The following is a 23,996-nucleotide window of genomic DNA, read 5'->3' as shown; positions in this document are numbered from 1 at the left end:
AGGCTGTCGGTCAGCGCCTGAGGCGCCTGCTCCAGAGCTGTGCCTCGGCCTGATCAAGCACGTAGGCGCGGACCCCGTCCTGCCGCCGTTGCTGGGGGGGAAGGGCGGTGCCGGTTTCCAGCGCGAGCAGGAAATCAGCGCTGAGGCCAAGCAGCAGCTCCTGCACGCGCAGGGGCTCCTCCCCGACGAACTGCTCGCCGAGCTGAAGCATGGCTTCCTTCCGGTCGGTGATCCGCACCGGCGAGAAATGGCTGCCCCCCTCCACCAGCGCCAGCCTGCTGCGGGGATCGCGCTGCTGCAGGAACAGACCCAGCTGCTCGCTCACCGGTGGGGTGACCAGATCGAGGCTTCCCCCCACCATCAACAGAGGAGCCTTCAGCTGATCGAGGCCCCGGCCCGGCCAGAGCAGGCTGCCGAAACCGTTCAGGCTCACCACCGCCTCCACCGGGGTGACCTGCCGTTGGGGTGGGGTGGGGTCCGGCAGGTTCACCTGGGCCAGCTGGCACTGGAGCAGCCGGGAGAGATTGATCAGCGGGATCCCCTTGAGGGCGCGCTTGCAGCGCTGCTCCAGTCCGGGCACCGGACGTTCACCCGTCGCCATCAGGGCCGACAGGCCGCCCAGGGAGTGGCCCATCAGCACAACCGATCCGCCCAGGCGCGGCAGTTCTCCACCGGCTTCGGCCCTGAGCACCGCCTCCACATCGGCCAGGCGATCGGGCAGGGTTTCAGCCCCGGGTGGTGGGCGCCGACCATCGAGGAGCTGGCGGACGGCTTTCTCGTCGCTGCCGGGGTGTTCCACCAGCAGCACGGGCCAGCCCCGCTGGGCCAGCCCCTCCGCCAGCCAGCTCAGCTGGGTGCTGCTGCCACCCAGACCGGGCATCAGCAGCACCCAGGCGCGCCGCCGCGGCGCCGCCGCCCCCCACAGGTCCAGCTCCAGGGGCTGATCGCGGTGGGCCACCTTGAGCAGGAGACGCCGCTGCGGCACGGACCGATTGAGGGCTGCCAGCCGCTGAGCCGCCGCTGGACCTTGCTGAGCCGGCAAGGGCAATTGGCGCAGACGCCGAAGCGCAACAGTCTGTTGCTCGAGTTGCTGCCGCCAGCTCGCAGCCAGGGCCAGCACCCCGTCGAGGTCCAGGGAAAGCCGCCGGGCCGGCACCGCCAGCAGCAGGTCGATCGCCGTGAATGGCTCAGGCTTCTGCAACTGGCTGCGCAGGGTGGAGAGCAGCAGGGCGCCGCTGCCGGGTTGATCGGTGCTCAACAGCTCCCCCACCTCATCAAGCACCTGGCGGCCCGACCAGCTCTGCAGCAACTGGAGGGCGAGGCCGCGATCCGGCAGGAGGGGGCTGTTCAGCAAGAGGACCAGGTCAGCGCGGCTGCGGTCGTCGAGCAGTTCCAGCCAGATGCCCAGCTCGGTGCGGGAGCGGCGTGGATTCCGGCTCCAGGCCTGCAGCTGATCCAGTTCGATCGGCAGGACGAGGCCATCGAGCCGCACCTCCAGCTGCCCGGCCGCCCCAACCGGTGGCGGGGCCATCAGCAGCAGACTGGCCAGCAGGACGGGCAGCCAACGGCAGCGGTTTGACACACCTTCGAACGGGAGCAAGCAGCCTCAGCTGGTTCCTCCAGTTTCCCGCGCCGTTGCGCGAACTCAGCCTGATTCGTCTTGTGGCGAGCCTGGGAGCCGGCGGCGTGCTTTATCTCACCCCCGTGGTGTTCCACCAGGAGGCCTTCAGCGCCACGGCGGTGGGCCTGGGCCTGGCGGCGGCTGCGCTGGCGGGCACGGCCGGACGGCTGCTCTGCGGCCTGCTGATCGACAGGGGGCTGAACACCACGAAACCCGTGCTGGTGGCGGCTGTTGTGTCTGTGCTGGCCGATGGTCGCCTGCTCACGGCCACCACGTTCGCGGCCTTCGTCGTCGGTCAGATTCTGCTGGGTGTGGCGATGGGGATCTACTGGCCCGCCATTGAGCTGGCGGTGCCCCTGAGCTGCCCACCGCTGCCATCCAGCCGCGCCTATGCGCTGGTGCGCACGGCCGATGCGATGGGGATCGCCCTGGGGGTGCTGCTGGGCGCGGTGCTGGCCAGCTTCGATCACCTGCGGGGGATCTACCTGGTGGACATGGTCTGCATGGCGGTGCTGCTGGCTCTGCTGTTGCGCTACCCGTTGCCAACAGCGGCACCCCTGCCACCCGGCGGCCGCCAGCTCCCCAGGCGGCGCTGGATCCTGCCGCTGCTGCCCCTGCTGGGGGTGACGGTGTTGAGCACCGCCATGGTGGTGCTGCTGCAGAGCGCTCTGCCGCTTGATCTGGTGCGGGGCGGACTGGGCCGCCCACCCCTGCCGAGCAGCCTGGGAGCCCTGCTGATGGGTCTGCAGCTCACCCTGCTGCTCAGCTTTCAGTGGCCGATCGGGCGCTGGCTTGCCGATCGGCCGGTGGCGCTCGGGCTGGGTTGGAGCCTGGTGGGCTTCGCTCTGGGCAGTGCTCTGCTGGCGCTCTCCAGCCTGGGCTGGCAGAGCACCGGTGTGTTGATCGCCGCCCAGTTCCCCCTGGCTGCCGCTGAAGCCGCCTTCCTGCCCACCGCCAGCGAAGCGGTGCTGGAGCTCGCCCCGCTCGCCCACCAGGGAATGGCGATGGCCCTGTTCTCGCAGTGTTTTGCGATCAGTGCTCTGGTGGCACCGCTCCTGGGCGGCCTGCTGCTGGACAGCCAGGGCCATGGGGCCGGGCTGTGGTCGTTGATGGCGGCCCTGGCTCTGCTGGGTCTGCTGCTGGTCTCCCAGCTAGGTCGCCTTCACCCCCGGCCCCGGGGACTGCGGCCCGGCTGAGCTGGGCTCTGAGCTCGGCGATGGCTTGGGGTGTGCCACCCAGCCCCCCTGCTCCTGGGGCAGGGGCTCGGTGCCGTATTCCCAGTCGTCGTAGTCGGGGTCGTTGCGGATGCGCTGGTGCAGCTCTTTCTGAGCGGCGAAATTGTGGGGCGTTTCGGCCGGGGGGGGGTCCTGGGCTGGAGTCATGGCAGGCACCGCGTGGATCTCGATTCTCGCCGATGCCGGTCCCCCTGGCCTTGCACCAGTCTGCTGAATGAACAAGAGAGAATTCTTGCCATGTCGGAATCGCTCAGCCCCGGCCTGGCCAAGCTGCTGGCCGATGACGACCCAGCGGTTTTTCAGCTCCTGCGTCCCCAGGGTCGCTCGGCCTGCCTGCTCACCTGCGACCACGCCGGGCGGGCCATTCCGCGCCGCTTGGGGCGGCTGAGCCTTGGTGACGCTGAACTGGCCACGCATGTGGCCTGGGATCTTGGGGTGGCCGAACTGGGCCGCAGACTTGCGGCCCGCCTTGATGCGGTTCTCCTCCTTCAGAACTATTCGCGGTTGGTGATCGATGCCAACCGACCCCCTGGGGTTTCCGACTCGATTCCGGTGCTGAGTGAACGCACCAGAATTCCAGCCAATGAAAAGCTCACGGCGGAGCAGATCCGCCAGCGGGTCGAGGAGGTGTTCGAGCCCTACCACCGGCGGCTGGCCGAGGAGCTCGATCGACGGGCCGTTCGGGGCCACCCCACCGTGCTGGTGGCTCTGCATACGTTCACACCGCTGTTCATGGATGAGCAGCGGCCGTGGCAGGTGGGTGTGCTCTACGGCCGCGATTCCCGGTTGGGGCGGCTGATGCACGACCGGCTCCGCCGCGATCGGGCCCTGGTGGTGGGGGACAACCAGCCCTATGCCGTGGGCGATGAATCCGATTACACGATCCTTGTCCATGGCGAACAACGGGGCATTCCCCACGTGGAACTTGAGGTGCGCCAGGACCTCCTCGACCACCAGGCCGGTCTGGAGGCCTGGACGGAACGCCTCGCCGGGGCGCTCGAAGCCTGCCTCCCCGCCGTGATCGGCAACGCTGCCGGATCGTCGCGGCAAGTGGGCTGAGAGCCACCAACCGACTTAGGATGAATCGATAGACAGATGAATCCAGTCGATATCCCCGTTCCAGGCGAGAGCCGACCGATCCCCGCTGAGGCCCCAGCCTTGCAGATTCAGGTGGGCTACGCCTTGGTCTACCGATGTCCCACGCCCACGCCGATGATCCTGACGTTGAGCATCAACGACAGCCGCGCTGCCGATCTGATCCAGCCCGATCGTCTGGTGCTCACACCCGAGGTTCCCGTTCAGACCTACCGGGACTCCTATGGCAACTGCTGCAGCAGGATCCTGGCCCCCGCCGGCCTGATCACGCTGCGGGGCAACGGTGTGGTGGCCGACAGCGGCCTGCCTGATCCCGTGTTGCCCTGGCTGGATCAGGAGCCTGTGCAGACCCTGCCGGAGGAGGTGCTGCTGTTTCTGCTGGGCAGCCGCTACTGCGAAACAGACCTGATGTCGGAAACGGCCTGGCAGCTGTTCGATGGTGTGGCCCCGGGCTGGCAGCGTGTGCAGGCCATCTGTGATTTCGTGCACAGCCACATCAGCTTCAACTACGGACAGACCAGCCCCACGAAAACGGCCCATCAAGTGTTTCGGGATCAGGAGGGTGTCTGCCGTGACTTTGCCCATCTCGCTGTCACTCTTTGCCGCTGCATGAACATTCCAGCCCGCTATTGCATGGGCTACATCAGTGACATCGGTGAACCTGAGCCCTATTCGGAGATGGACTTTGCGGCCTGGTTCGAAGCTTATCTTGGCGGAGGTTGGCACGTCTTTGATCCTCGCAACAACAAGCCAAGGATCGGGCGGATTCTGATCGCCCGCGGTCGGGATGCGGCCGATGTCGCCCTGACCACCAGTTTTGGCCGGGCAACGCTGGAATCCTTCAAGGTCTGGACCGACGAACAGAAGGACGAAGAGAAAGGCGAACCGACGGATCAACGGGCAGCTGAAGCCGGTCAGGCCAACCTGTCAAACTGAGACCTAAACAGACAAGCAATGACCTACTGCGTCGGCATCCTGCTGAAGGAGGGCATCGTGTTCGCTTCCGATTCCCGGACCAATGCCGGGGTGGATGATTTCGCCAAGTTCTGCAAGATGACCTGTTTCGAGCGTGAGGGTGATCGGGTGATCATTCTGCTCAGTTCAGGAAATCTGGCGGGAACGCAGGCCGTGGTGAGCCTGCTGAAGCAGCGGGGATCTCTGCAGGATGGCTCTGAAAATCTCTTCACCGCAGGCACCATGTTTGACGTGGCCCGCATCGTTTCTGATGCGATGCGCGAGATCGAACAGCGCGACAGCGCTTTTCTGGAGGGTGCCCCTGTGAAGTTCAACGCCTCCTTCATCCTCGGCGGCCAACTCAAGGGAGAAGCGCCGCGTTTGTTCCGTCTCTATAGCGAAGGCAACTTCATTGAAGTGGGAGAAGATACTCCATTTCTGCAGACTGGCGAAGCAAAATATGGCAAGCCGATCATCGATCGGGTCCTCACTCCCAGTACATCGATGGCCGATGCAGCCAAATGTGTGCTGGTTTCCTTCGATTCCACGATGCGCAGCAACCTCTCGGTTGGCATGCCGATCGATCTGGTCTGTTATCAGCGCGACAGCCTCCAGATTCGCCATCGTCGCCGCTTCCTGGAGGGCGACCCCTATTTTCAGGCCCTGAGCGCCGGATGGAGCACGGGGGTCCGGGAGGCGTTCCGCAATCTCCCCGAGCTGGTCTGGTGAGTTGAACCGCTCTGCCTGGCTCACACGTTGAACAGGAACTCCATCACATCCCCCTCGGCCACCACGTAGTCCTTGCCTTCACTGCGCAGCCAGCCGCGGGTGCGACCTTCAGCCAGGGAGCCGGCCTCCATCAGCTGCTGGCAGCTGATCGTCTGGGCGCGGATGAAGCCCCGCTCGAAATCGGTATGGATCACGCCAGCGGCCTGGGGTGCGGTCATGCCGGCGGTGATCGTCCAGGCGCGGGTTTCCTTCTCGCCGGTGGTGAAGTAGGTGCGCAGGCCCAGCAATTGGTAGGTGGCGCGGATCAGGCTGCGCAGGCCCCCTTCGCTCACCCCCAGTCCCTGCAGGTAGTCGGTGCGCTCGGCTTCGCCCAGCTCGATCAGCTCCGCTTCCACCTGGGCGGAGATGCGCACGGTTTCAGCGCCCTCGCGGGCCGCCAGGGCTTCCACCGCCAGGCAGAAGTCATTGCCCTGGGCCAGGTCGTCTTCGCTCACGTTGGTGGCATAGATGATCGGCTTGAGGGTCAGCAGGCCGAGGGGCCGGATCTGGGCCAGATCCTCCTCACTGAGCTCGACGCTGCGGGCGGCGCCGCCCGCTTCCAGGCTGGACTGGATCCGTCCGAGTGCCGTGTCCTCCGCCTGGGCCTCCTTGCTGGTTCGGAGCTGTTTCCTGAGCCGCTCGCGCCGCTTCTCAACCTGGCCCAGATCGGCGAGCCCCAGTTCCAGGTTGATGATCTCGGCGTCCCGCACCGGGTCCACACTGCCCGAGACATGAATCACGTCGTCGTCTTCAAAGCAGCGGACCACATGGACGATCGCGTCCACCTCGCGGATCGTGGCGAGGAACTTGTTGCCCAGCCCCTCACCCTGGCTGGCCCCTTTGACCAGTCCGGCGATGTCGACGAACTCCACCCGGGTGGGGATGATTTCCTTTGAGGCGGAAACATCCGCCAACATCTTCAGCCGGGGGTCCGGCACCGCGACGATGCCCACGTTGGGCTCGATCGTGCAGAAGGGGAAATTGGCTGCCTGGGCCTGGGCATTGGCCACCAGCGCATTGAAGAGAGTGGATTTGCCCACGTTGGGCAGGCCCACGATTCCGGCTTTTAGCATGAACAGCAATCTAGGGCTGGGCCCTCCGGCGGCCGGAGACGTCACAGTTTCCGCCCTCACCAGGAAGACTGGAGGCAGCGACCGGAGCGCCCCCATTTCCACCCGCACCCTCGATCCCGCCCCACCGGCGGAGCAGACCGCCGGCCAGCCCGCCCAGGCCAGCCCGCCGCCGCCCGGGCGCCGGCCCGTCAAGCCCGGCCGCCAATCCCGCCGTCGCCTCTGGGCAGGCCTGGCTGTCGCGATCGTGCTGGCGGCTGGCTTTGGCCTGTGGCAGCGGCAGCGCGCCTCGGCCCAGCGCAATCTCTCCGCCTTCACCGTTCTTGCCGAGCGGGGAACGCTGCCCGGCACGGTCACCGCCACCGGCGAACTGGAGGCGGCCCGCAGCGTCAATGTGAGCCCCAAGCGCGGCGGTGTGCTGGAGAAGCTCTATGTGGTGGAAGGGGACACGGTGCGGCAGGGTCAGCCGATCGCCCTGATGGACAGTGGTGATCTGCGGGATCGAGAACAGGAATTGCAGGCCCAGGTCCGCCAGGCCGAAGCCGAGTACGCCCGCAGCCGATCCGAATTCGAGCGCCGTCGTGCTCTGTACACCCAGGGGGCGATCAGCCAGGACGACTTCGCCTCGTTCGGCACCCGCCTGCTCACCAGCCAGGCCGCCCTGGATGCCGCCCGTCAACGCAGCGGCCAGCGCGGCGTGGAACGCGGTGAGCTGACGATCCGCGCCCCCTTCGACGGCGTGATCACCCAGCGCTTCGCCGATCCTGGCGCCTTCGTCACCCCCACCACATCCGCATCCGCCAATGCCGGTGCGTCCAGTTCCTCCGTGGTGGAGCTCGCCCAAGGGCTGGAGGCGGTGGCCAGCGTGCCGGAGAGCGACATCGGCAGGATCAAGCAGGGCCAGGCCGCCAGTGTGCGGGTGGATGCCTTTCCCGATCGACGCTTTGCCGCCCGGGTCCGGCAGATCGCCCCGCGCGCCGTCAAGACCAACAACGTGACCTCCTTCGAGGTCAAGCTTCAGCTGGTGGATCCCCAGGGCGAACTGAGGATCGGCATGACCGCAGACATCGACTTCCAGACCGGCACCCTGGCGGCCCAGACCCTGGTTCCCACCGTGGCGGTCGTCACCCGCAACGGACGGCCTGGAGTCCTGCTGGTCGGCAAGGACGATCAGCCCACTTTCCAGCCGGTCAGCCTCGGGGCGAGCAGCGGCCGAAACTCCCAGATTCTGGATGGCCTGAAGCAGGGCACCCGCATTTTCATCGACCTGCCGCCATGGGCGAAGAAGTCGAAAGACGACTAGCCCGGCTGCAGGCTTTGATCGGCCAGGAAGGCCCGGCAGGCCTCCAGGATCCGGCCACTCGCCTGGCCGTCGCCGAAAGGGTTGCGGGCCTGGGCCATCGCGGCATAGGCCGCCGGATCGTCCAGCAGCAGACTCGCCTCCCGCACGATCGCCTCCGCAGCGGTGCCGATCAGCCTGGCGGTGCCGGCGCTGACCGCTTCGGGACGTTCGGTGGTGCGGCGCAGCACCAGGACCGGCTTGCCCAGGGCCGGGGCCTCCTCCTGCAGGCCCCCGGAATCGGTGAGCAGCAGGGTGCAGCCACGGATCGCCGCCACCAGCCGGTCGTAATCGAGGGGCTCGGTGAGAAAGGCGCGCGGATGTCCCCCCAGCAGGGCTTCGAGGGGTTCCCGCACCGTGGGGTTGCGGTGCAGGGGCAGCAGCAGGGCTGTGTCGGGATGGAGGTCCAGCAGTTCCAGGAAGCCCCTGCCGATCGACTGGAGCCGTTCACCCCAGTTCTCGCGGCGATGCACGGTGGCCAGGATCACCCGCTGCCGTTGCCAGTCGAGGCCGGGCAACTCCAGCTGGGGAGCGGATTCGGCCATGCGCAGCAAGGCATCGATCACCGTGTTGCCGGTGACCAGGATCCTCCCCACCACTCCCGAGGCCTTCAGGTTGGCCTCGGAAACGCTGGTGGGGGCAAAGTGAAGCTGGCCCAGCTGGGAGATCAAGCGGCGGTTCGCTTCCTCCGGGAAGGGATCGAGCAGATTGTCGGTACGCAGTCCAGCCTCCACATGGCCCACCGGGATCTGCTCGTAGAAGGCCGCCAGGGCGGAGGCGAAGGCGGTGGTGGTGTCCCCCTGGACAAGCACCAGGTCGGGGCGATGCTCGCTGAACTCGTCCCGCAGGCCCTGCAGCGCCGCGCAGGTGACGTGGGTGAGCGTCTGGCGCGGCGCCATCAGGGCGAGGTCGCGGTCGGCGTTGAGGCCGAACAACTGCATCACCTGGGCCACCATCTCGCGATGCTGACCGGTGAGCACCACCCTGGTGCGCAGGTCGCTTGCCGCCTGGAAGGCCAGAATCACCGGTGCCAGCTTGATCGCTTCAGGCCTGGTGCCGAGCACGATGCTGACCAACGGTGCAGGGGCGATCAAAAGGACCGGGGCAGAGGTGGAAATCCTAAGGAAGCATGCGGCGGCCACTGGAGGGAGCGATGACAGATGGGCCGATCCGAGCAATGCTGTCTGTCATGCGCGTCCTGCCTTGAGCCCCATGCCGGAGTCGGTGATTCCTGGCGTTCCGAACGCCCCGCCCCTGCCGCCCTCGCCGCCGCCGCCGCCGCCGCTTGTCGCGGCCACTCCGGTCGGTGTCCAGGCCTCCCAGCTGCCGGCCAGCCTGGAGGAGATCGTCCGGATCGCCCATACCAACGGCTTCTCCGATGTGCACCTGGGGGTGGGGGAGGAGCCCCGTTTTCGCGCCCGGGGGGAAATGCGAGCCACGGGCTGGCCGCTCACCGAACTGGCTCAGTTCCAGAGCTGGATGCGGGAGATTCTTAGCCCGGTGGAGCTGGATCAGTTCCTCCACACACAGGACTACGACGGTTCCCACGCCTTTTCGTTCGCTCGGCTGCGGATCAACCTTTTCGATGGGTTGCGGGGGGCCGGCATGGTGCTGCGGCTGATTCCCCAGGTCATACCGACCCTTGATGCCCTGCAGATGCCGGAGGTGCTCAAAACCCTGACCACCTATCGCAAGGGAATGGTGCTGGTGACCGGCCCCACGGGCAGCGGCAAGAGCACGACCCTTGCGGCGATGATCCAGTGGATCAACACCACGCAGAACAAGCACATCATCACCATCGAAGATCCGGTGGAGTTTGTGCACACCAGCCAGCGCTCCTTGATCCGCCAGCGCGAGGTGGGACGCCACACGGCTCAATTCAGCACGGCGCTGCGGGCGGCGATGCGGGAAGATCCCGATGTGATCCTGATCGGTGAGATTCGTGACCGGGAAACCCTGTCGACGGTGATGGAGGCGGCCCAGACCGGCCACCTGGTGCTGGGTACCCTGCACACCAATTCAGCGGTGAAGACGGTTGAGCGGGTCATGGGGATGTACCCACCGCAGGAACAGGACAACATCCGGCAGGCGATCTCGGAATCGTTGCTTGCCGTGATCTCGCAGGGACTGCTGAAATCAAAGGACGGAAAGATGGCCTCCTTCCATGATATTTTAGTCAACAATGATGCTTGTCGTGACTACATCAGACGCGCCGAGCTCGATGAGGTGGAGCAGATCATGGCCCGAAGCGCCTTTGACGGCATGCATACGATCAATCAGTCCCTCGCGGAGCTGGTGCAGAGCGGCAGGGTGGCGGCAGAAGCGGCACTGGTCATGAGCAATCGGCCGAACGAACTCGCCCAGATTCTGAGGGGCCGGGTCTGAGGCTTGACCTGGTCTGCCCGGCTCAGGGCTGGGTGAGCAGCCTGATCAGCAGAAGCGCCGCGATGCCCAGGGAGAGCCCGAGCATGGCCAGTCGTCCGTTCCAGATCTCGGCCTGAGGGGTGAATCCCCGCCGCCAGGCATTGAGCTCGTCGGGACCGACCAGAAGGCTGTGCTCAGCCTGGCTTTCCGGGGTTCCGGCATGGGGCTGCTCCGGGTTCTGGGCCTGGTTATCGCTTCTGGCCTGGTCCGGGCCGGCGGCGAGACCCTGATCGCTGGTCTCAGCTGCAGCCATCAGAGCCTCCCAACATGATGGTTTCACCTTACGGGAAACCAAAAGAACCAGAGGGGTTGTATAAGCAATCGGCTTCCTCCAATGGCAGCCTTGCCGCCACCCCCAGGGCCGTGGAGCTGCGGGCACCGGAGGCGAAGCGCTCGGCCGCAGCCACGCCGATCATCGCCGCATTGTCGGTGCAATAGCTCAGCGGGGCCACGCGCCAGGCCAGGCCCAGCTCGCCGCAACGGCGCTCCAGCTTCTGCCGCAGGCGGCGGTTGGCAGCCACGCCGCCCACCAGCACCACCGTGCCGAGCCCATGGTCGTGGGCGCAGCGGCAGCTGCGCTCCACCAGCACTTCGGCCACCCCATGCTCGAAACTGGCGGCCAGATCGGCGATCGGCAGGAGATCGGACGCCCCGCTCGCCCGGTTCTCCGCCTCCAGCTTCTGAACCAGCCGCAGTACCGCCGTCTTCAGACCGCTGAAGCTGAAGTCGTAGGGATGGAAGCCTCCTGCCGGGCGGGAGACCCGTCCCTGGGGCAGGCGGAAACGCAGGGGATCGCCGCCCACAGCGGCGGCTTCGATCGCCGGTCCGCCGGGGTAGGCCAGTCCGAGAAGGCGGGCCACCTTGTCGAAGGCTTCGCCGGCGGCATCGTCGTGGCTGCGGCCAAGCCGGCTGTAGGAGCCAGGGCCGTCCACCCGGATCAGTTCCGTGTGTCCACCACTGACGAGCAGCACCAGGTAGGGGCCTGGTGGGAGCGGCTCCCCCAGCTGCACCGAGCAGAGGTGACCTTCCAGATGATGGATGGCCAGGTAGGGGAGCCCATGCAGCCTGGCGAGGGTCCGGCCGGTGATCGACCCCACCAGCAGGGCGCCGACCAGGCCAGGAGCGGCGGTGGCGGCGATCGCGTCAAGCTCGCGGTAAGCCAGGCCGGAGCGGGCCATCACCTCGGCGATCAACTGCGGCAGGGCTTCGACGTGGCGGCGGGAGGCGATTTCCGGCACCACGCCACCCCAGCGGGCATGCTCCTCGATCTGGGAAGCCACCGCACTGGCCAGCACCTGGCGATCGCGCACCACGGCAGCCGCCGACTCGTCACAACTTGTTTCGACGGCCAGAACCGTGGGCATGGTCTCCCTGGAACTCTCTTACTGTCCGCCAGTGACATCCTGCCCTGCGGCAGGTCATTCCCAGGTACCGGACACGATGCGCCGCCTCTTCGCCGTTCTGATTTCCGCCTTGCTGATCATCGGCTTCGCCCCAGCGGCCCATGCCGATATCGCCGGGTTGACCCCCTGCGCTGAAAGCCCTCGCTTTCAAGCCCGCTCCAGTGCCGCCAGCACCCCCCAGGCCAAAGCTCGCTTCGAGAACTACAGCCAGGCCCTCTGTGGCACCGATGGCCTGCCTCGCCTGATCGTGGATGGTCGCTGGAGCCACGCCGGTGATTTCCTGATCCCTGGCCTCCTCTTCCTCTACATCGCCGGCACGATCGGCTGGGCCGGGCGCAGTTATCTGATCGCCATCCGCGGCAGCAAGGACGCCACCATGCGGGAAATCCAGATCGATATGCCCCTGGCGTTCAAATCCACCCTCGGCGCCGCAGTGTGGCCCCTGGCTGCTTTCAAGGAGTTTGTCGGCGGAGCCATGGTGGAAGCCGACTCCAAAGTGACCGTTTCCCCCCGCTGATCCCTCGAACCATGAAGAAGTTCCTCACCACTGCCCCCGTCGTGGCCGCCATCTGGTTCACGTTCACCGCCGGTCTCACCATCGAGATTTTCCGCCTCTTCCCCGACCTGATCATCCACCGCCTCTGAGCTCGGCAAAGCCATCCCTTTGAAGCGGCCCGCGGGCCGCTTTTTTCATGAACAGCCCTCAGGCGCTGGAGGAGGCCGCCGGCTCAGCAGGCAGCCCCAGCAACGTTTCCAGTTGGAGCAGGGCCTCATCGAGAACGCCGTTCAGCAGCACGGCATCGAATTCGGCCTCGGCCTGCAGCTCCAGGCGCGCCCGGGTCAGCCGTCGCTCGATGGCCTCGACGCTCTCGGTACCGCGGCCGCGGATGCGCCGCTCCAGTTCGGCGAAGGAAGGCGGCTTGATCAGCACCTGGAAGCCCGCCGGGAAGCTGCGGCGCACCTGCCGGGCCCCCTCCAGCTCGATTTCAAGCAGCACGGATCGGCCGGCGGCCAACTGCTGCTCCACCGGCTGGCGCGGGGTGCCATAGAGGTTGCCGGCGAATTCGGCCCACTCCAGCAGTCCGTCCTGCTCCACCAACTGCTCGAAGCGCTGCCGCGGCAGAAAAAAGTAGTGCTCGCCTTCCCTCTCACCAGCCCGGGGAGCCCGGGTGGTGGCGGAAATCGACAGCCAGAGGTTCGGGTGTCGTTGGCGCAGGGCGGCGATCAGGGTGCCCTTGCCGACACCGCTCGGGCCGGTGATCACACTGAGCCGACCGGGCACAGACGGCTCGACCATCCCCGCCGCCATCCCCGCTGCGATTGCTGCCGCCATGGCCTGCCTGTGCCGTTCAGACAGCAGAGTAGGGAGCCCGTGCCGCGTCGCCGCTCCGTTGAACGCCACGACCCTCCAGGCCATCGATCTCACCACGCTGCGGGCGGTGCTGGCGGAGTTGCGGCCGCTGCTGCTGCCCAGCCGCTTCGAGAAGGCGCAGCAACCCACCCCCCACAGCCTGCAGCTGGGGTTGCGCAGCCAGCAGGGTCGGCATTGGCTGGAGATCAGCTGGCTGGCTGAGGCGCCACGCCTGCTGGCGATCGATCCGCCGCCCCGCCAGGGTCAGGGCAGCACCCTGGCCCAGCAGTTGCAGCATGGCCTGGCCGGCCTGGCCCTGGTGGCCTTGGTCCAGGAGGGCTGGGAGCGGGTGGTTGACCTCCAGTTCGCCCCCAGGCCGGGTGAGCCGATCAGCCGCCATCTGATCGTTGAATTGATGGGCCGCCACAGCAATGTGTTCCTGCTCGATGGCCAGCGCCGGGTGATCACCCTGGCCCGGCAGGTGCGTCAGCAGCAGTCGCGCTTGCGGCCGATCGGCAGCGGTGATGCCTACGGACCGCCGCCACCCCTGCAGGCGGACCGGCCCCGGAGTGACGAGAGCATGGCTCACTGGCGCCGTCGCCTTGCGCTCGTGCCGGTGAGCCTGCAGAAGGCCCTGCAGCAGACCTACCAGGGGGTCAGCCCCGCCCTGGCGCTGCAATTGGCCGGAGATCAGCCTGGTGAGGCGGCCCGTTTGCTGGCTTCGCCTGTGACCGAGCTGCGTGAGAGCGAGTGGGCGGAACTCTGGAGCCGGTGGCAGCAGTGGCTCGGCGCCCTTGAGCAGGAGCGCTTCGGCTTCGCCAGAGGTGGTGCCACCGCTTACCGCTGCTGGGGCGCGGCGGCTGCCCCGGGCGGTCTGAACCGATCGCTGGCTGCCTACTACGGGCCGCTGCTGGCACAGCAGGAGGCGATCAGGCGACGCCATCGCCTGGAGCAGCGGCTGCTCGCTGCCCGCACGCGGCAGGAGCGCCAGCGGGACGAACAGCAGGCCCTGCTCGACCAGGTGGCAGGCAGCGATGCCCTGCAGCAACGGGCCGATGTCCTGCTCTGCAGCGCCAGCCCCAGCCGGGAGCAGATCAGTGAGGCCCAGGCCCTCTACAAGCGCGCTCGCCGCCTGAGGCGCTCCGTGGAGGCGATCAGGCCGCGACTGGAGCTCCACAACCGCCACCTGGAGCGGATCGAAGCCAGTCTGATCTTCCTGGAGCAGCACGCCGAGCAGCCCGGCGACCTGCTGGCCCTGGAGCAGGACGTCGAGGCGATGCTGGCTCGCCGCGGTGCTGACCAGCAGGGCCGCCGCCGCCGCTCGGCAGTGCCGGAATCGGCCGCCACCCCCCAGCCCCTGGAGCTGCTCACCCCGGGGGGGGTGCGGGTGCAGGTGGGCCGCAACCACCGCCAGAACGACTGGATCAGCCTGCGGCAGGCCCGTCGGGGCGACATCTGGTTCCATGCCCAGGAGTGTCCGGGCAGCCACGTGATCCTCAAGGGATCGGAGACAGCCACAGGGGAAGGGGATCTGCAGGCAGCCGCCGACCTGGCGGCCCACTTCAGCCGGGCCCGGGGCAACCGACGGGTGGCCGTGGTGATGGTGCCGAGCGAGCAGCTGCAGAGAATCGCCGGGGCTGGACCCGGAACGGTGCGCCATCGCGGTGGGGAGGTGATGTGGGCCGACCCCGGCCGCGCCCCGGGCCTGCTGAACGCAGCACGGTCTCTGCTCCCTAGCCTGACGGCAGGATCAGCCCCATGAACGAACCAGTCCTGCAGCCGCCGTCACCCCCACTCCGCCGCCTCGATGAGTTCCCCGGCGAGGTGGAGATGAGCCTGGTGGAGCACCTCGAGGAATTGCGGCGGCGCGTCCTGCGCAGTCTGCTGGTGCTGCTGCTCGCGGCTGCCGGCTGCCTGGCCCTGGCACGGCCCCTGGTGCGGCTGCTGGAGGTGCCTGCCGAGGGGATCCGCTTTCTGCAGCTGGCCCCGGGGGAGTTCCTGTTCGTGTCGATCAAGGTGGCGGGCTACGCCGGGCTCAGCCTGAGCCTTCCCTACATCCTCTACGAAGTGCTGGCCTTCGTGCTGCCCGGTCTGACCCGCCGCGAGCGTCGCCTGGTGGCGCCGGCGGTGGCGGGCTCGGCCGTGCTGTTCCTGGCCGGTCTCGCCTTCGCCTGGTGGGCCCTGGCGCCGGCGGCCCTGCGCTTTCTGATCAGCTATGGCGCCGATGTGGTCGAGCCGCTCTGGTCGATCGAGCGCTATCTGGATTTTGTGCTGCTGCTGATGGTGGCCACCGGCCTCGCCTTTCAACTGCCGGTGCTGCAGCTGCTGCTCGGGGCCTTCGGCCTGATCCGTGCCACCACGATGCTGGCGGCCTGGCGGTCGGTGCTTCTGGTGGCGGCCCTGGCCGGCGCGGTGCTGACCCCCTCCACCGACCCGGTGACCATGCTTCTGCTCACCGGAGCGATCTCGGCCCTGTTCCTGCTGGGGGTGGCCCTGGTGGCCCTGGCCGAACGCTTGCGGGGAGAGGCGCCGCCACCGGCCGCCTCATAACAGAAATTCCCTGCTGCGGCCTCCCACCATCGGCTCCAAGGTGAGGCTCATCGCCTTGCCGAGCCGTGGCTTGTCCCGGGTGGTGCGCAACCACTGGCGCACCTGTTCGGCCACCCCCAGCCCGTTGACCACCTCCAGCAGGGCCTCGAGCTTGTTGGCGTAGGCCTCGGCATCGAGTGGAAAGGACTGTTGCTCCAGATAGGCCCACATCACCTGGAGATGGAGCCGGCCCCGGCGTTGGACCAGCTGGAGGTCGTAGGAGGCCTGCCATCGGGATTGCAGCAATTGCACCAGTTCCTCGAATCCAAGCGGCCCTTCGGCTTCGGAGCGATCGGTTCTGGGGCTCGGATCGGCTGGGATCACGGCAGCGGGAAGCTCCATTCCACAACAGCATGTTGCGCGGCGCGGGCGGATCCCTGTCGGGACAAAGCAAGGCGGGAAGCGCAAAGGTCATAATGGGCGCCACGCCTGACTGGCTGCAAGGAACGTCCCTATGACCCAGATCCCAGCGAGCGACGTGCCCGGAATGGGTCGTCGGCAGTTCATGAATCTGCTGACCTTCGGTTCCGTCACCGGGGTGGCCCTGGGGGCTCTCTATCCCGTGGCCCGCTATTTCATCCCGCCCCGGCCAGCCGGCAGTGGTGGCGGCACCACCGCCAAAGACGAGCTGGGCAACAGCGTCACGGCCAGTGGCTGGCTCTCCACCCATAAAGAAGGTGATCGCAGTCTTGTTCAGGGCCTGAAAGGGGATCCCACCTATCTGTTGGTCGAGGGCCCCGAGGCGATCGGCAGCTACGGCATCAACGCGATCTGCACCCACCTGGGCTGCGTTGTGCCCTGGAACAACGGCGCCAACAAGTTCGTCTGCCCCTGCCATGGCAGCCAGTACGACGCCACCGGCAAGGTGGTGCGCGGGCCCGCGCCCCTCTCCCTGGCTCTCGCCAACGTCACGGTCGAGAACGACAACGTCTTCCTGAGCCAATGGTCCGACACCGACTTCCGCACCGGTGACAAGCCCTGGTGGACTTGATCGTCCGCGTTCATTCCTCCCTTCCCCGCCCGTCCGCTCCACCCATGCGCCGCACCCTCTCCCCGCTGCTGCCCTCCCTGCTGGCGTCCACGCTGCTGCTGTTCAGTGTGCTGCTGGCAGCTCCCCAGGCGAGCTGGGCCTATCCCTTCTGGGCTCAGCAGAACTACGAGAATCCCCGGGAAGCAACGGGCAAGATCGTCTGCGCCAACTGCCACCTGGCCAAGAAGCTCTCCCAGGTGGAGGTGCCCCAGGCCGTGATGCCTGACACCGTCTTCAAGGCTGTCGTCAAGATCCCCTACGACACCGCCGTTCAGCAGGTGGGGGCGGACGGCAGCCGCAGCGGCCTCAACGTCGGAGCGGTGGTGATGCTTCCCGATGGCTTCAAGCTGGCCCCTCCGGAGCGGCTCAGTGAGGAGCTCAAGGAGGAAACCGCCGGTGTGTATTACACCCAGTACAGCGAGAACGATCCGAACATCCTCCTGGTGGGTCCCCTCCCCGGCGATCAGCACCAGGAGATCGTTTTCCCGATTCTCTCTCCAGATCCAGGCGCCGACAGCAGCATTCACTTCGGCAAGTATTCCATTCACGTCGGTGGCAACCGCGGCCGCGGCCAGGTGTATCCCACCGGTGAGAAGAGCAACAACACCGTTTACAATGCCTCCACAAGCGGCACGGTGAGCGCGATCAGCCCTGGCGATAACGGAGCCACGGTGGTGGAGATCAGCGCTGCCGATGGCACCAGTGTCAGCGATACGGTTCCCGCAGGCCCTGCCGTCCTGGTTGCCGTCGGCGATGCCGTGGAAGCAGGAGCACCGATCTCTGATGATCCCAATGTGGGCGGTTTCGGCCAGCTTGATGCTGAAATCGTGCTGCAGAACCCCGTGCGGATCTACGGAATGCTGGCCTTCTTCGCAGCCGTTGTGCTCGCCCAGATCCTGCTGGTGCTGAAGAAGAAGCAGGTGGAGAAAGTGCAGGCCGCTGAAGGGATTTGATTCTCTCCCCTGTTGATCTGGCCAGCTTCAGTTCCCCGGGCCCCCTGCTGTTCAAGCTGGGGCCCATTTATCTGCGTTGGTATGGCCTGCTGATCGCCATCGCCGTGCTGGTGGGCTTGCTGCTCGCCACCCGGCTGGGCCGGCGCCGCGGCATCGATCCAGCCCTGATCGCCGACCTGCTGCCGATCCTCGTGCTGGCGGCCGTGATCGGTGCCCGCCTCTACTACGTGCTGCTGGAGTGGCGCCAGTATCAACTCAACTGGCTGAGCGCCCTGGCGATCTGGCAGGGCGGTATCGCCATCCATGGCGCCCTGCTCGGCGGCACCTTGGCGGTGATCGTCTATTGCCGCTGGCGCAAGCTGGCCTTCTGGAACCTGCTGGATGTGCTGGTTCCCTCCGTGGCCCTCGGCCAGGCGATCGGCCGCTGGGGGAACTTCTTCAATTCCGAAGCCTTCGGGGTTCCAACCGATCTGCCCTGGAAGCTCTCGATTCCACCGATGAACCGGCCGGCGCCGTTCATCGATGAACCTTTCTTCCACCCCACCTTCCTGTACGAGTCGATCTGGAATCTGGGGGTTCTGGCCCTGTTGCTGGTCCTGTTCCGCCTGGGTGAGCGGGGCAGGATCCCCTTGCCGAACGGTGCCCTCAGCTGCGTCTATCTGATCTCCTACAGCCTGGGGCGGTTCTGGATCGAGGGGCTCCGCACCGATCCGCTCTGCCTGTTCTCCTTGCCCCCCTTCTGCGAGGGCGGCCTGCGGATGGCCCAGTTGATGAGCCTGCTGCTGGTGGCGATCGGTGCACTGGGCCTCTGGTGGCTGTACGGCCGCCGCCGCGCCCTTCCCGATCCAGGCCTGGCAGCTCCGGAAGGGGGCGGCTCTTGAGTCACCCCGTCCTGATTGTCGGGGCAGGACCGGGTGCTCCCGATCTGCTCACCCTGCGGGCGGCGGCGGCGATCGCTGCGGCCGATGTGCTGGTTTGGACCGATTCGCTGGTGTCACCCCAGATTGCCGCCCTGGCCCCGCCCCATTGCGAGCGGATCCGCACCAGCAGCCTCACCCTCGAGCGGGTGATGGAGCTGCTGATCGACCGGGCCCGAGCCGGCCTCAAGGTGGTGCGGCTGCATGACGGAGATCCCTGCCTGTATGGCGCCCTGGCCGAGCAGATCTGCCGTCTCAACGAAGCCGACCTGGCGGTGGAGGTGGTGCCGGGCCTGAGCGCTTACCAGGCCACCGCCGCTGCCCTCAACGCCGAGCTCACCATTCCGGGGCTGGTCCAGACGATCGTGCTCAGCCGCGCTTCCGGCCGCACCGGCGTGCCCGAGCGTGAATCCCTGCAGCGGCTCGCTGCCCTGCGGGCCTCGCTCTGCCTCTATCTCAGTGCCAGGCATGTGGAGGAGGTTCAGGAGATCCTGCTGGAGCACTACCCAGGCGACACACCTGTGGCGATCGGCTATCGGGTGAGCTGGCCCGACCAGTGGCTGACGGTGGTGCCGCTGCGGGAGCTCGCCGCCACCAGCCGGGAGCGCCAGTTGATCCGCACCACCCTCTACGTGGTCAGTCCGGCCCTGCAACAGCCCGGCCAGGCCCGCTCCAAGCTCTACTCCGGGAGCCATGATCATCTGTTCCGCCCAGCCACACCGGCTGTGTCCCTGATTCCAGCCTCCCCAGCTCAGCCTTCCAGCTGAGGCAGAGGGTTGAGCCGGGGGGTCACCAGCCACCGGCTGTGGCGAGCAGGCTCACCGCTCCCGCCAGCATCAGGCTGGCCCCTGGCAGGCGCAATCCAGCCCGCGTTTCCCCCAGCCAGACCACCCCGACGACGGCACTGAACAGGGTGCTGAGCCGCTTGATCGCAATCACGTGCACCACGGCGGTGGATCGCAGGGCCTCCATCTGGCTGACCATGCCCACCGCGCCGACCAGACCGCAGAGCAGCAGCAGGCCGCAGAGCAGCAGCAGCCGCTGCGGGCCGACTGGCTGGCCAGCAGCGGCGCCGGCCACCGGATCCACGCTCCCCTGTTTCCGCCCGGATTGCAGCCAGGCCGGGGTGAGCAGCCCCGCCGCCACCACCAGGTTGAACAGGGCCACCCAGGTGAGGCTGCCGCTGGCCTGAACACCGACCTTGTCGAAGGTGGCAGCCACTCCCCAAAGCACGGCCACGAGCAGCATCGGCCGTGCCCCGGGGCTCTGCAACAGCCGGACACCAGGCTCAGCGCCGCGGGCCAGCAGCAGGGAGCCAAGCACCAGCAGGGCCACCCCGACACTGGAGCCCGGGGATGGACGCTCTCCCAGCAGCCACCAGCCGCTGAACAGCAGGACCAGGGGGGAGAGGTTGATCAGCGGCAGGACCAGGCTGAGATCGCCGCGGGCCAGGGCCCTGCCGTAGGCCCAGAACGCCACGCTGTTCACCAGCCCGCTGGCCGCCAGGGCCACCAGCAGCTTGACCAGATCGGGCGTCTGGGGTGCCAGCAGCAGCAACGGCAGGTTGAGCAGGGCCGAGATCAGGCAGCTCAGCCCCATCACCAATCCTGCCGACCAGCCGCTGCGGCGCAACAGGCTGCGGGTGGCGATGTCGCGAGCGGTTTCGCAGCAGGCAGTGAGCAGGGCCAGGGCCGGCCACAGGGTCAGCGCTGGGGCGTCGAAGGGGGCTGCTGGCAGTGTTTTAAGATCAGGAGGTGCGGGCGATTAGCACAGCGGTAGCGCACTTCCTTCACACGGAAGGGGTCACTGGTTCGAATCCAGTATCGCCCATTCATGGCTGGTGGAATCCGTGCATCGCGATGCCGTTGATTCGACCATCCGGTGGGCCTGAATGCCTGAGGCTGGATGACATCAGGCTTCTGTTTTTTCGGAGAACTCCTGAAAGGGTCTGGAGGGATCAGCTCATTTGCGCGTCACGATGATGTAGATCGCATGAATCACCGCCACGGGCCACATCACGCCCAGCAGGGGCAGGCCAAAGAAGCCGAGGCTGAGCAGCCAGAACAGCAGATTCAACCAGAACGCTCCACTGAAGCCCACCTGCGTGGCTACAGCGAACGGGGGCAGGATGAAGGCAAGAATGATCCGGAAAATGTCGCCGACAGTCATGAACGGGTCCGCTCAGGCGTCCCATTCAAGGTGGAGGATCGGAACTGATCCAAGCTTTTGTGATGGTTTCCAATGGTGCCTGCAGCAGGGGCCCCGGATCCACCGCCACCCTTCGGCCCTCCCGCAGGCGCCGCAGCTCGAAATGCAGATGGGCCGTCGTGGCCCGTCCGCTCTGGCCCACCCGGCCCAGCGGCTGAGCGGCGTTGATCGCCTCGCCTGGTTGCACCGTGGCATCCAGCAGGTGGGCATAGAGGCTCTGCCATCCCCTGCCGTGATCGATCACCACGGTGAGGCCATAGCCACTGATCTCTTCCACCAGCTGCACCCGGCCCGGCAGAACAGCGCGCACGGCCGTTCCTTCTGCCGCGATCAGGTCAACGCCGGTGTGCAAGCGCCAGGCCTGGCGGGAGGGGGAGAACCGCCAGCCGAAGGGATCGCTCTCCGTGGCGGGGCGTGCCAGGGGATAGGCAAGGCTGAGCATCTGGCCGGGAGCTGGCAGGCCGGCCGGCAGGCCCCGATCGGCCCGATCGCCGCCGCCCAGGTCGGCTACCTCCGTCTCGGGTGGAGTGATCAAGGGCCGTGGCGGCTGGGGCTCGATCCCGTCTGTTGGTTGGGCCTGAGCAGGGATATCCAGCAACAGCCCGGCCACGAACAGCCCGACCACGAACAGGCCGGTGGTGATCACGGCAGCGGCAAGCCTTCTTCTTCGGTTGGTTGGGGCCGTCACCGAGCTGCATCAACGCCTGGATTTCGAACGTAACGTTGATTCGCTGCATGCCAAGGGGGCAAGGCGGCGGTGAAGGGAGTGGGTCATCGGGGCGCTGGAAGCAAGCTGGCTGAACGGCCCTCAGCCCTGGAGTTCCGGCACGCGCTCCAGCAGGAGCCTGGTGAGTTGTTCACGCCGATCCCAGAGGCTTCTGTACCAGGCCTCCCGCGCCGCAACCTGGTGATGAAGCATCCTGTTTTCGCCCACCCAGCTTCTGGCCCCCTGGCCCAGCTCGCGCATCGCCAGGGGGTCGGCCCGCCAGCTGGTGAGGGCTTGCCTGAGCTGGTCCGCCGTGGTGAACACTTGGCCGTTCAGGCCCGCCTTGAACGTGGCGGCATACACCGTGGGGCTGGCCAGGATCGCCAGGCCGTGGGCAGCGGCTTCGAGGGCTTTGAGGTCTGATTTGCAGCGGTTGAAGGGCGTATCGGCAAGGGGCAGCCAGGCGATGTCGCAGCTGCCCATCAGCCGCCGGTAGGTGGGGTAATCGCAGGTGGGCGTGAAGGTCCGGCCAGGGATGGCCAGGGCCTCGAAGAAGGCCCGGTCGTGAACCACCTCCACTTGCCAGCGATCGGGGTCGGCCCTGAGCACCTCGTTCAGCGGCCCGATCCAGGGGGTCCAGTCGGCCTGGCGGTTGAGGGCGCCGAAAAAAAGCCGCAGGGGGCGCCGCTGCAGCTCCGGCTCCGATTCCGCCGGCCGGGGAGCCGGAAGCGCCTCGATGGCATTGGCGAACACGGCCAGTTCCGGATTGAACGGCTGAATCCGCTCCGCCAGAGGCTGGGTGGACACCTGCACGGCATGCAGGCCGGTGAAGCAGAGATGGCGATTCTCGGCAATCGCCGGCCAGTGCCCGGGATCGTCGTCGTATTCGCTGACGATCACATAACCGTTGCGCAGCAGCTGGCGCAGCGACTCAAGGGAATCGGTGAGTGAGAGCATCGGTCGCTGCCAGATCAGCAGCCTGGGCAGCGTGGAGGTGGCCGGCAGCAGGGTGAGGGGCCCTGAACTGGAGCGGATGCTGATCGCCGGCTGGCTGGAGAGGGCCTGCAGCGGCTGTGTCATCCGCACATCCACCATGCCGGCCTGGGGGCGCAGCGTGAGCGCATCAAGGTGGAGGGGCTGGCGGGGACGGCGGCTGGCCCGCAGCAGGTACTGCAGCGGCGCCACCCCTGCAAGCAGCTCGTTCGGATCGATCTTCATGGCGCCGAGGGCCGGGGCGAGCGCTCGCACGAAGGACTGGGCTTCCTCAGGGCGAAAAATCCGCGGCGTCAGTTCATGGAGGTGCAGGCCGCAACCGGCCACAAGGGCCTCGATGCTCTGACGGGTGAACCAGCGCAGGTGGGTGCGATCAAACAGTCCTTCTTCCGCCACGGGCCAGCGACCATGGAGCAGCTCCGCCAGCACCGACCAGTGCTGCACGTTGGGGATGCAGGCCAGCAGCACCCCATCTCGATCCAGCCAGGCCAGATGGCGGGGGAGTGTGGCCCAGGGGTCCTGGAAATGCTCGATCACATCGCCGTAGATCAGGCAGTCGATCGGCGGCAGGGACGGCAGGCGCAGCTCCGGATCTTCCGCATCGGACCTGATCACAAGGTCGAGGCGTTCGATGGCCCGCTCGGCCGGCCCGCTCTGTTGCTCCACCCCCACATAGAACGTGCCTGGGTTGCGGGCCTTGAATGCCGCGCCAAGGGCGCCGGCGCCGCAGCCCACCTCCAGCACGGCTCGGGCCTGCAGCGGAATTCTGCTGAGCAGATCGGGATTGATTCGGTCGTGGTACCCAGGGTTCTCCGTCATGCGAGGGGGGCGGCTGAATCAGCAGAACAGCTCTTGCCACACAAAGACTCTCGCAACCATCCACCCAGATCCCCCCATCGTGACGACAAGACCCTGGATTGCCACAGGTGTGATTGTTCCGATGTGCCGGTGAGCGGGGGCATCGCTCAAGGCAGTATCCAGAATGCCTGAAGTTCTCAGCGTTTACCAAGGCTGTTCTCATTGAATTCCGACCTGCTTTCAGTCGGTTTGCTTTAAATCTCAGTTGGTCTCTATGACAAAATGTGACTGGCTCGTATATTTGCATCAAATTGAACTATTTGTTTGGTAACCCTAAATTTTATCATTATATCCAATGACTCAATCAATCCTTGCTGATCGCCGCACTTCCATTCATTCTTTGTATCTGTTCAGAGGGCGAAACTTGAGGCAGTCATCGGCGCGATAGATCCCCTGTCGACATGTCTTCGCGGGCTCACGACGGACGACCTTCATCGGCTTGGTGGTCGTGGCCTACGCACCCTGCGGAATCAAGCTCGGCA

Annotated in this window: 26 protein-coding genes and 1 tRNA gene; 15 read left to right on the top strand and 12 right to left on the bottom strand. The window is 66.7% G+C overall.

The features are described 5' to 3' along the window. Positions 1–10 precede the first annotated feature (10 nt). Entirely contained in the window at positions 11–1,600 is a 1,590-nt protein-coding gene (locus KQ307_RS11740; protein ID WP_259728049.1) for an alpha/beta fold hydrolase, read from the bottom strand. A gap of 35 nt (positions 1,601–1,635) precedes the next feature. On the opposite strand from KQ307_RS11740, the gene KQ307_RS11735 reads away from it, so the two are divergent. Beyond that, positions 1,636–2,817 carry an MFS transporter gene (locus KQ307_RS11735; RefSeq protein ID WP_259728048.1) on the top strand — a complete coding sequence of 394 codons (1,182 nt, stop codon included), beginning with the start codon at positions 1,636–1,638 and terminating at the stop codon, positions 2,815–2,817. Here KQ307_RS11735 and KQ307_RS11730 read toward each other — a convergent pair. After that, positions 2,773–3,003: a hypothetical protein gene (locus tag KQ307_RS11730; RefSeq protein ID WP_259702864.1), complete on the bottom strand. Its 231-nt coding sequence runs from the start codon at positions 3,001–3,003 to the stop codon at positions 2,773–2,775. The two genes, KQ307_RS11735 and KQ307_RS11730, sit on opposite strands and share 45 nt — an antisense overlap. A gap of 90 nt (positions 3,004–3,093) precedes the next feature. On the opposite strand from KQ307_RS11730, the gene KQ307_RS11725 reads away from it, so the two are divergent. Genes KQ307_RS11725 through KQ307_RS11715 form a run of 3 tightly spaced genes read left to right on the top strand, consistent with a single transcriptional unit; the run spans position 3,094 to position 5,634 of the window. Further along, on the top strand, positions 3,094–3,915 hold the full coding sequence (locus KQ307_RS11725; RefSeq protein WP_259728047.1) for an N-formylglutamate amidohydrolase: 822 nt from the start codon (positions 3,094–3,096) through the stop codon (positions 3,913–3,915). A 36-nt stretch (positions 3,916–3,951) separates the two neighbouring features. Continuing rightward, on the top strand, positions 3,952–4,887 hold the full coding sequence (locus KQ307_RS11720; RefSeq protein ID WP_259728046.1) for a transglutaminase family protein: 936 nt from the start codon (positions 3,952–3,954) through the stop codon (positions 4,885–4,887). 18 nt (positions 4,888–4,905) lie between these two features. After that, positions 4,906–5,634 carry a peptidase gene (locus KQ307_RS11715; RefSeq protein ID WP_259728045.1) on the top strand — a complete coding sequence of 243 codons (729 nt, stop codon included), beginning with the start codon at positions 4,906–4,908 and terminating at the stop codon, positions 5,632–5,634. 20 nt (positions 5,635–5,654) lie between these two features. On the opposite strand, the gene ychF is transcribed toward KQ307_RS11715, so the two are convergent. Continuing rightward, positions 5,655–6,746: a redox-regulated ATPase YchF gene (gene ychF, locus KQ307_RS11710; protein WP_259728044.1), complete on the bottom strand. Its 1,092-nt coding sequence runs from the start codon at positions 6,744–6,746 to the stop codon at positions 5,655–5,657. Between ychF and KQ307_RS11705 the strand changes: the two genes are divergently transcribed. Continuing rightward, positions 6,745–8,046: an efflux RND transporter periplasmic adaptor subunit gene (locus KQ307_RS11705; RefSeq protein WP_259728043.1), complete on the top strand. Its 1,302-nt coding sequence runs from the start codon at positions 6,745–6,747 to the stop codon at positions 8,044–8,046. The two genes, ychF and KQ307_RS11705, sit on opposite strands and share 2 nt — an antisense overlap. On the opposite strand, the gene wecB is transcribed toward KQ307_RS11705, so the two are convergent. Then, complete coding sequence (wecB, locus tag KQ307_RS11700; protein WP_259728121.1) at positions 8,043–9,173, bottom strand: non-hydrolyzing UDP-N-acetylglucosamine 2-epimerase; 1,131 nt, start codon at positions 9,171–9,173, stop codon at positions 8,043–8,045. The genes KQ307_RS11705 and wecB overlap by 4 nt on opposite strands. 121 nt (positions 9,174–9,294) lie before the next feature. Between wecB and KQ307_RS11695 the strand changes: the two genes are divergently transcribed. Beyond that, positions 9,295–10,467 (top strand): type IV pilus twitching motility protein PilT, encoded by a 1,173-nt coding sequence (locus KQ307_RS11695; RefSeq protein ID WP_259728042.1) that lies wholly within the window; start codon positions 9,295–9,297, stop codon positions 10,465–10,467. 22 nt (positions 10,468–10,489) lie between these two features. Here KQ307_RS11695 and KQ307_RS14910 read toward each other — a convergent pair whose 3' ends face one another. Both KQ307_RS14910 and tsaD read right to left on the bottom strand, forming a co-directional pair. Beyond that, positions 10,490–10,759 (bottom strand): hypothetical protein, encoded by a 270-nt coding sequence (locus KQ307_RS14910; RefSeq protein WP_399241686.1) that lies wholly within the window; start codon positions 10,757–10,759, stop codon positions 10,490–10,492. Between the two features lie 28 nt (positions 10,760–10,787). Then, positions 10,788–11,870, bottom strand: coding sequence for a tRNA (adenosine(37)-N6)-threonylcarbamoyltransferase complex transferase subunit TsaD (gene tsaD / locus KQ307_RS11685; RefSeq protein ID WP_259702870.1), 1,083 nt, complete (start codon positions 11,868–11,870; stop codon positions 10,788–10,790). 76 nt (positions 11,871–11,946) lie between these two features. On the opposite strand from tsaD, the gene KQ307_RS11680 reads away from it, so the two are divergent. Together KQ307_RS11680 and KQ307_RS11675 are read left to right on the top strand one after the other, a co-directional pair. Next, positions 11,947–12,426 carry a Photosystem I reaction center subunit III gene (locus tag KQ307_RS11680; protein WP_259728041.1) on the top strand — a complete coding sequence of 160 codons (480 nt, stop codon included), beginning with the start codon at positions 11,947–11,949 and terminating at the stop codon, positions 12,424–12,426. Positions 12,427–12,437: 11 nt separating this feature from the next. After that, positions 12,438–12,554: a Photosystem I reaction center subunit IX gene (locus KQ307_RS11675; RefSeq protein ID WP_259702872.1), complete on the top strand. Its 117-nt coding sequence runs from the start codon at positions 12,438–12,440 to the stop codon at positions 12,552–12,554. A 58-nt stretch (positions 12,555–12,612) separates the two neighbouring features. Here the strand turns inward: KQ307_RS11675 and gmk are convergent, their stop codons facing one another. After that, positions 12,613–13,242, bottom strand: a complete 630-nt coding sequence (gene gmk, locus KQ307_RS11670) for a guanylate kinase (RefSeq protein WP_259702873.1) — start codon at positions 13,240–13,242, stop codon at positions 12,613–12,615. A 58-nt stretch (positions 13,243–13,300) separates the two neighbouring features. On the opposite strand from gmk, the gene KQ307_RS11665 reads away from it, so the two are divergent. Beyond that, the gene (locus KQ307_RS11665; protein WP_311133734.1) at positions 13,301–15,022 is read left to right on the top strand and encodes an NFACT RNA binding domain-containing protein; all 1,722 of its coding nucleotides are present in this window, start codon (positions 13,301–13,303) and stop codon (positions 15,020–15,022) included. Further along, positions 15,019–15,810, top strand: a complete 792-nt coding sequence (gene tatC, locus KQ307_RS11660) for a twin-arginine translocase subunit TatC (RefSeq protein ID WP_259728039.1) — start codon at positions 15,019–15,021, stop codon at positions 15,808–15,810. The genes KQ307_RS11665 and tatC overlap by 4 nt, the downstream gene beginning before the upstream one ends. On the opposite strand, the gene KQ307_RS11655 is transcribed toward tatC, so the two are convergent. After that, a complete protein-coding gene (locus tag KQ307_RS11655; protein WP_259728038.1) occupies positions 15,805–16,191 on the bottom strand; it encodes a DUF3067 family protein in 387 nt (128 codons plus the stop codon). The two genes, tatC and KQ307_RS11655, sit on opposite strands and share 6 nt — an antisense overlap. Before the next feature lie 112 nt (positions 16,192–16,303). Here KQ307_RS11655 and petC point away from each other — a divergent pair, with 112 nt between their 5' ends. From petC to cobM, 4 genes are read left to right on the top strand one after another with little or no spacing between them, the layout of a single operon-like run. After that, complete coding sequence (petC, locus tag KQ307_RS11650; RefSeq protein ID WP_259702877.1) at positions 16,304–16,840, top strand: cytochrome b6-f complex iron-sulfur subunit; 537 nt, start codon at positions 16,304–16,306, stop codon at positions 16,838–16,840. Positions 16,841–16,884: 44 nt separating this feature from the next. Beyond that, positions 16,885–17,832 carry a cytochrome f gene (gene petA / locus KQ307_RS11645; RefSeq protein WP_259702878.1) on the top strand — a complete coding sequence of 316 codons (948 nt, stop codon included), beginning with the start codon at positions 16,885–16,887 and terminating at the stop codon, positions 17,830–17,832. Continuing rightward, positions 17,829–18,713 (top strand): prolipoprotein diacylglyceryl transferase, encoded by an 885-nt coding sequence (lgt, locus tag KQ307_RS11640; protein ID WP_399241683.1) that lies wholly within the window; start codon positions 17,829–17,831, stop codon positions 18,711–18,713. The genes petA and lgt overlap by 4 nt, the downstream gene beginning before the upstream one ends. Beyond that, complete coding sequence (gene cobM / locus KQ307_RS11635) at positions 18,710–19,516, top strand: precorrin-4 C(11)-methyltransferase (protein WP_259728037.1); 807 nt, start codon at positions 18,710–18,712, stop codon at positions 19,514–19,516. The genes lgt and cobM overlap by 4 nt, the downstream gene beginning before the upstream one ends. Before the next feature lie 22 nt (positions 19,517–19,538). On the opposite strand, the gene KQ307_RS11630 is transcribed toward cobM, so the two are convergent. After that, positions 19,539–20,432 (bottom strand): EamA family transporter, encoded by an 894-nt coding sequence (locus tag KQ307_RS11630; RefSeq protein ID WP_259728119.1) that lies wholly within the window; start codon positions 20,430–20,432, stop codon positions 19,539–19,541. 75 nt (positions 20,433–20,507) lie between these two features. Here KQ307_RS11630 and KQ307_RS11625 point away from each other — a divergent pair. Beyond that, positions 20,508–20,579 (top strand) — tRNA-Val (locus KQ307_RS11625). 132 nt (positions 20,580–20,711) lie between these two features. Here KQ307_RS11625 and KQ307_RS11620 read toward each other — a convergent pair. From KQ307_RS11620 to KQ307_RS11610, 3 genes are all read right to left on the bottom strand, one after another. Next, positions 20,712–20,918 carry a YqaE/Pmp3 family membrane protein gene (locus KQ307_RS11620; RefSeq protein WP_259728036.1) on the bottom strand — a complete coding sequence of 69 codons (207 nt, stop codon included), beginning with the start codon at positions 20,916–20,918 and terminating at the stop codon, positions 20,712–20,714. Between the two features lie 25 nt (positions 20,919–20,943). Next, positions 20,944–21,645, bottom strand: coding sequence for a M23 family metallopeptidase (locus tag KQ307_RS11615; RefSeq protein ID WP_259728035.1), 702 nt, complete (start codon positions 21,643–21,645; stop codon positions 20,944–20,946). A 120-nt stretch (positions 21,646–21,765) separates the two neighbouring features. After that, positions 21,766–23,475, bottom strand: coding sequence for a methyltransferase domain-containing protein (locus KQ307_RS11610; protein ID WP_259728034.1), 1,710 nt, complete (start codon positions 23,473–23,475; stop codon positions 21,766–21,768). Between the last annotated feature and the right edge of the window lie 521 nt (positions 23,476–23,996).

It is taken from the genome of Synechococcus sp. CS-1326, from assembly GCF_025128115.1.
In the GTDB taxonomy this organism is placed as follows: Bacteria; Cyanobacteriota; Cyanobacteriia; order PCC-6307; family Cyanobiaceae; genus Regnicoccus.
Note: the sequence above shows the minus strand (reverse complement) of the source record. Positions and strands in the feature narration are given on the sequence as shown.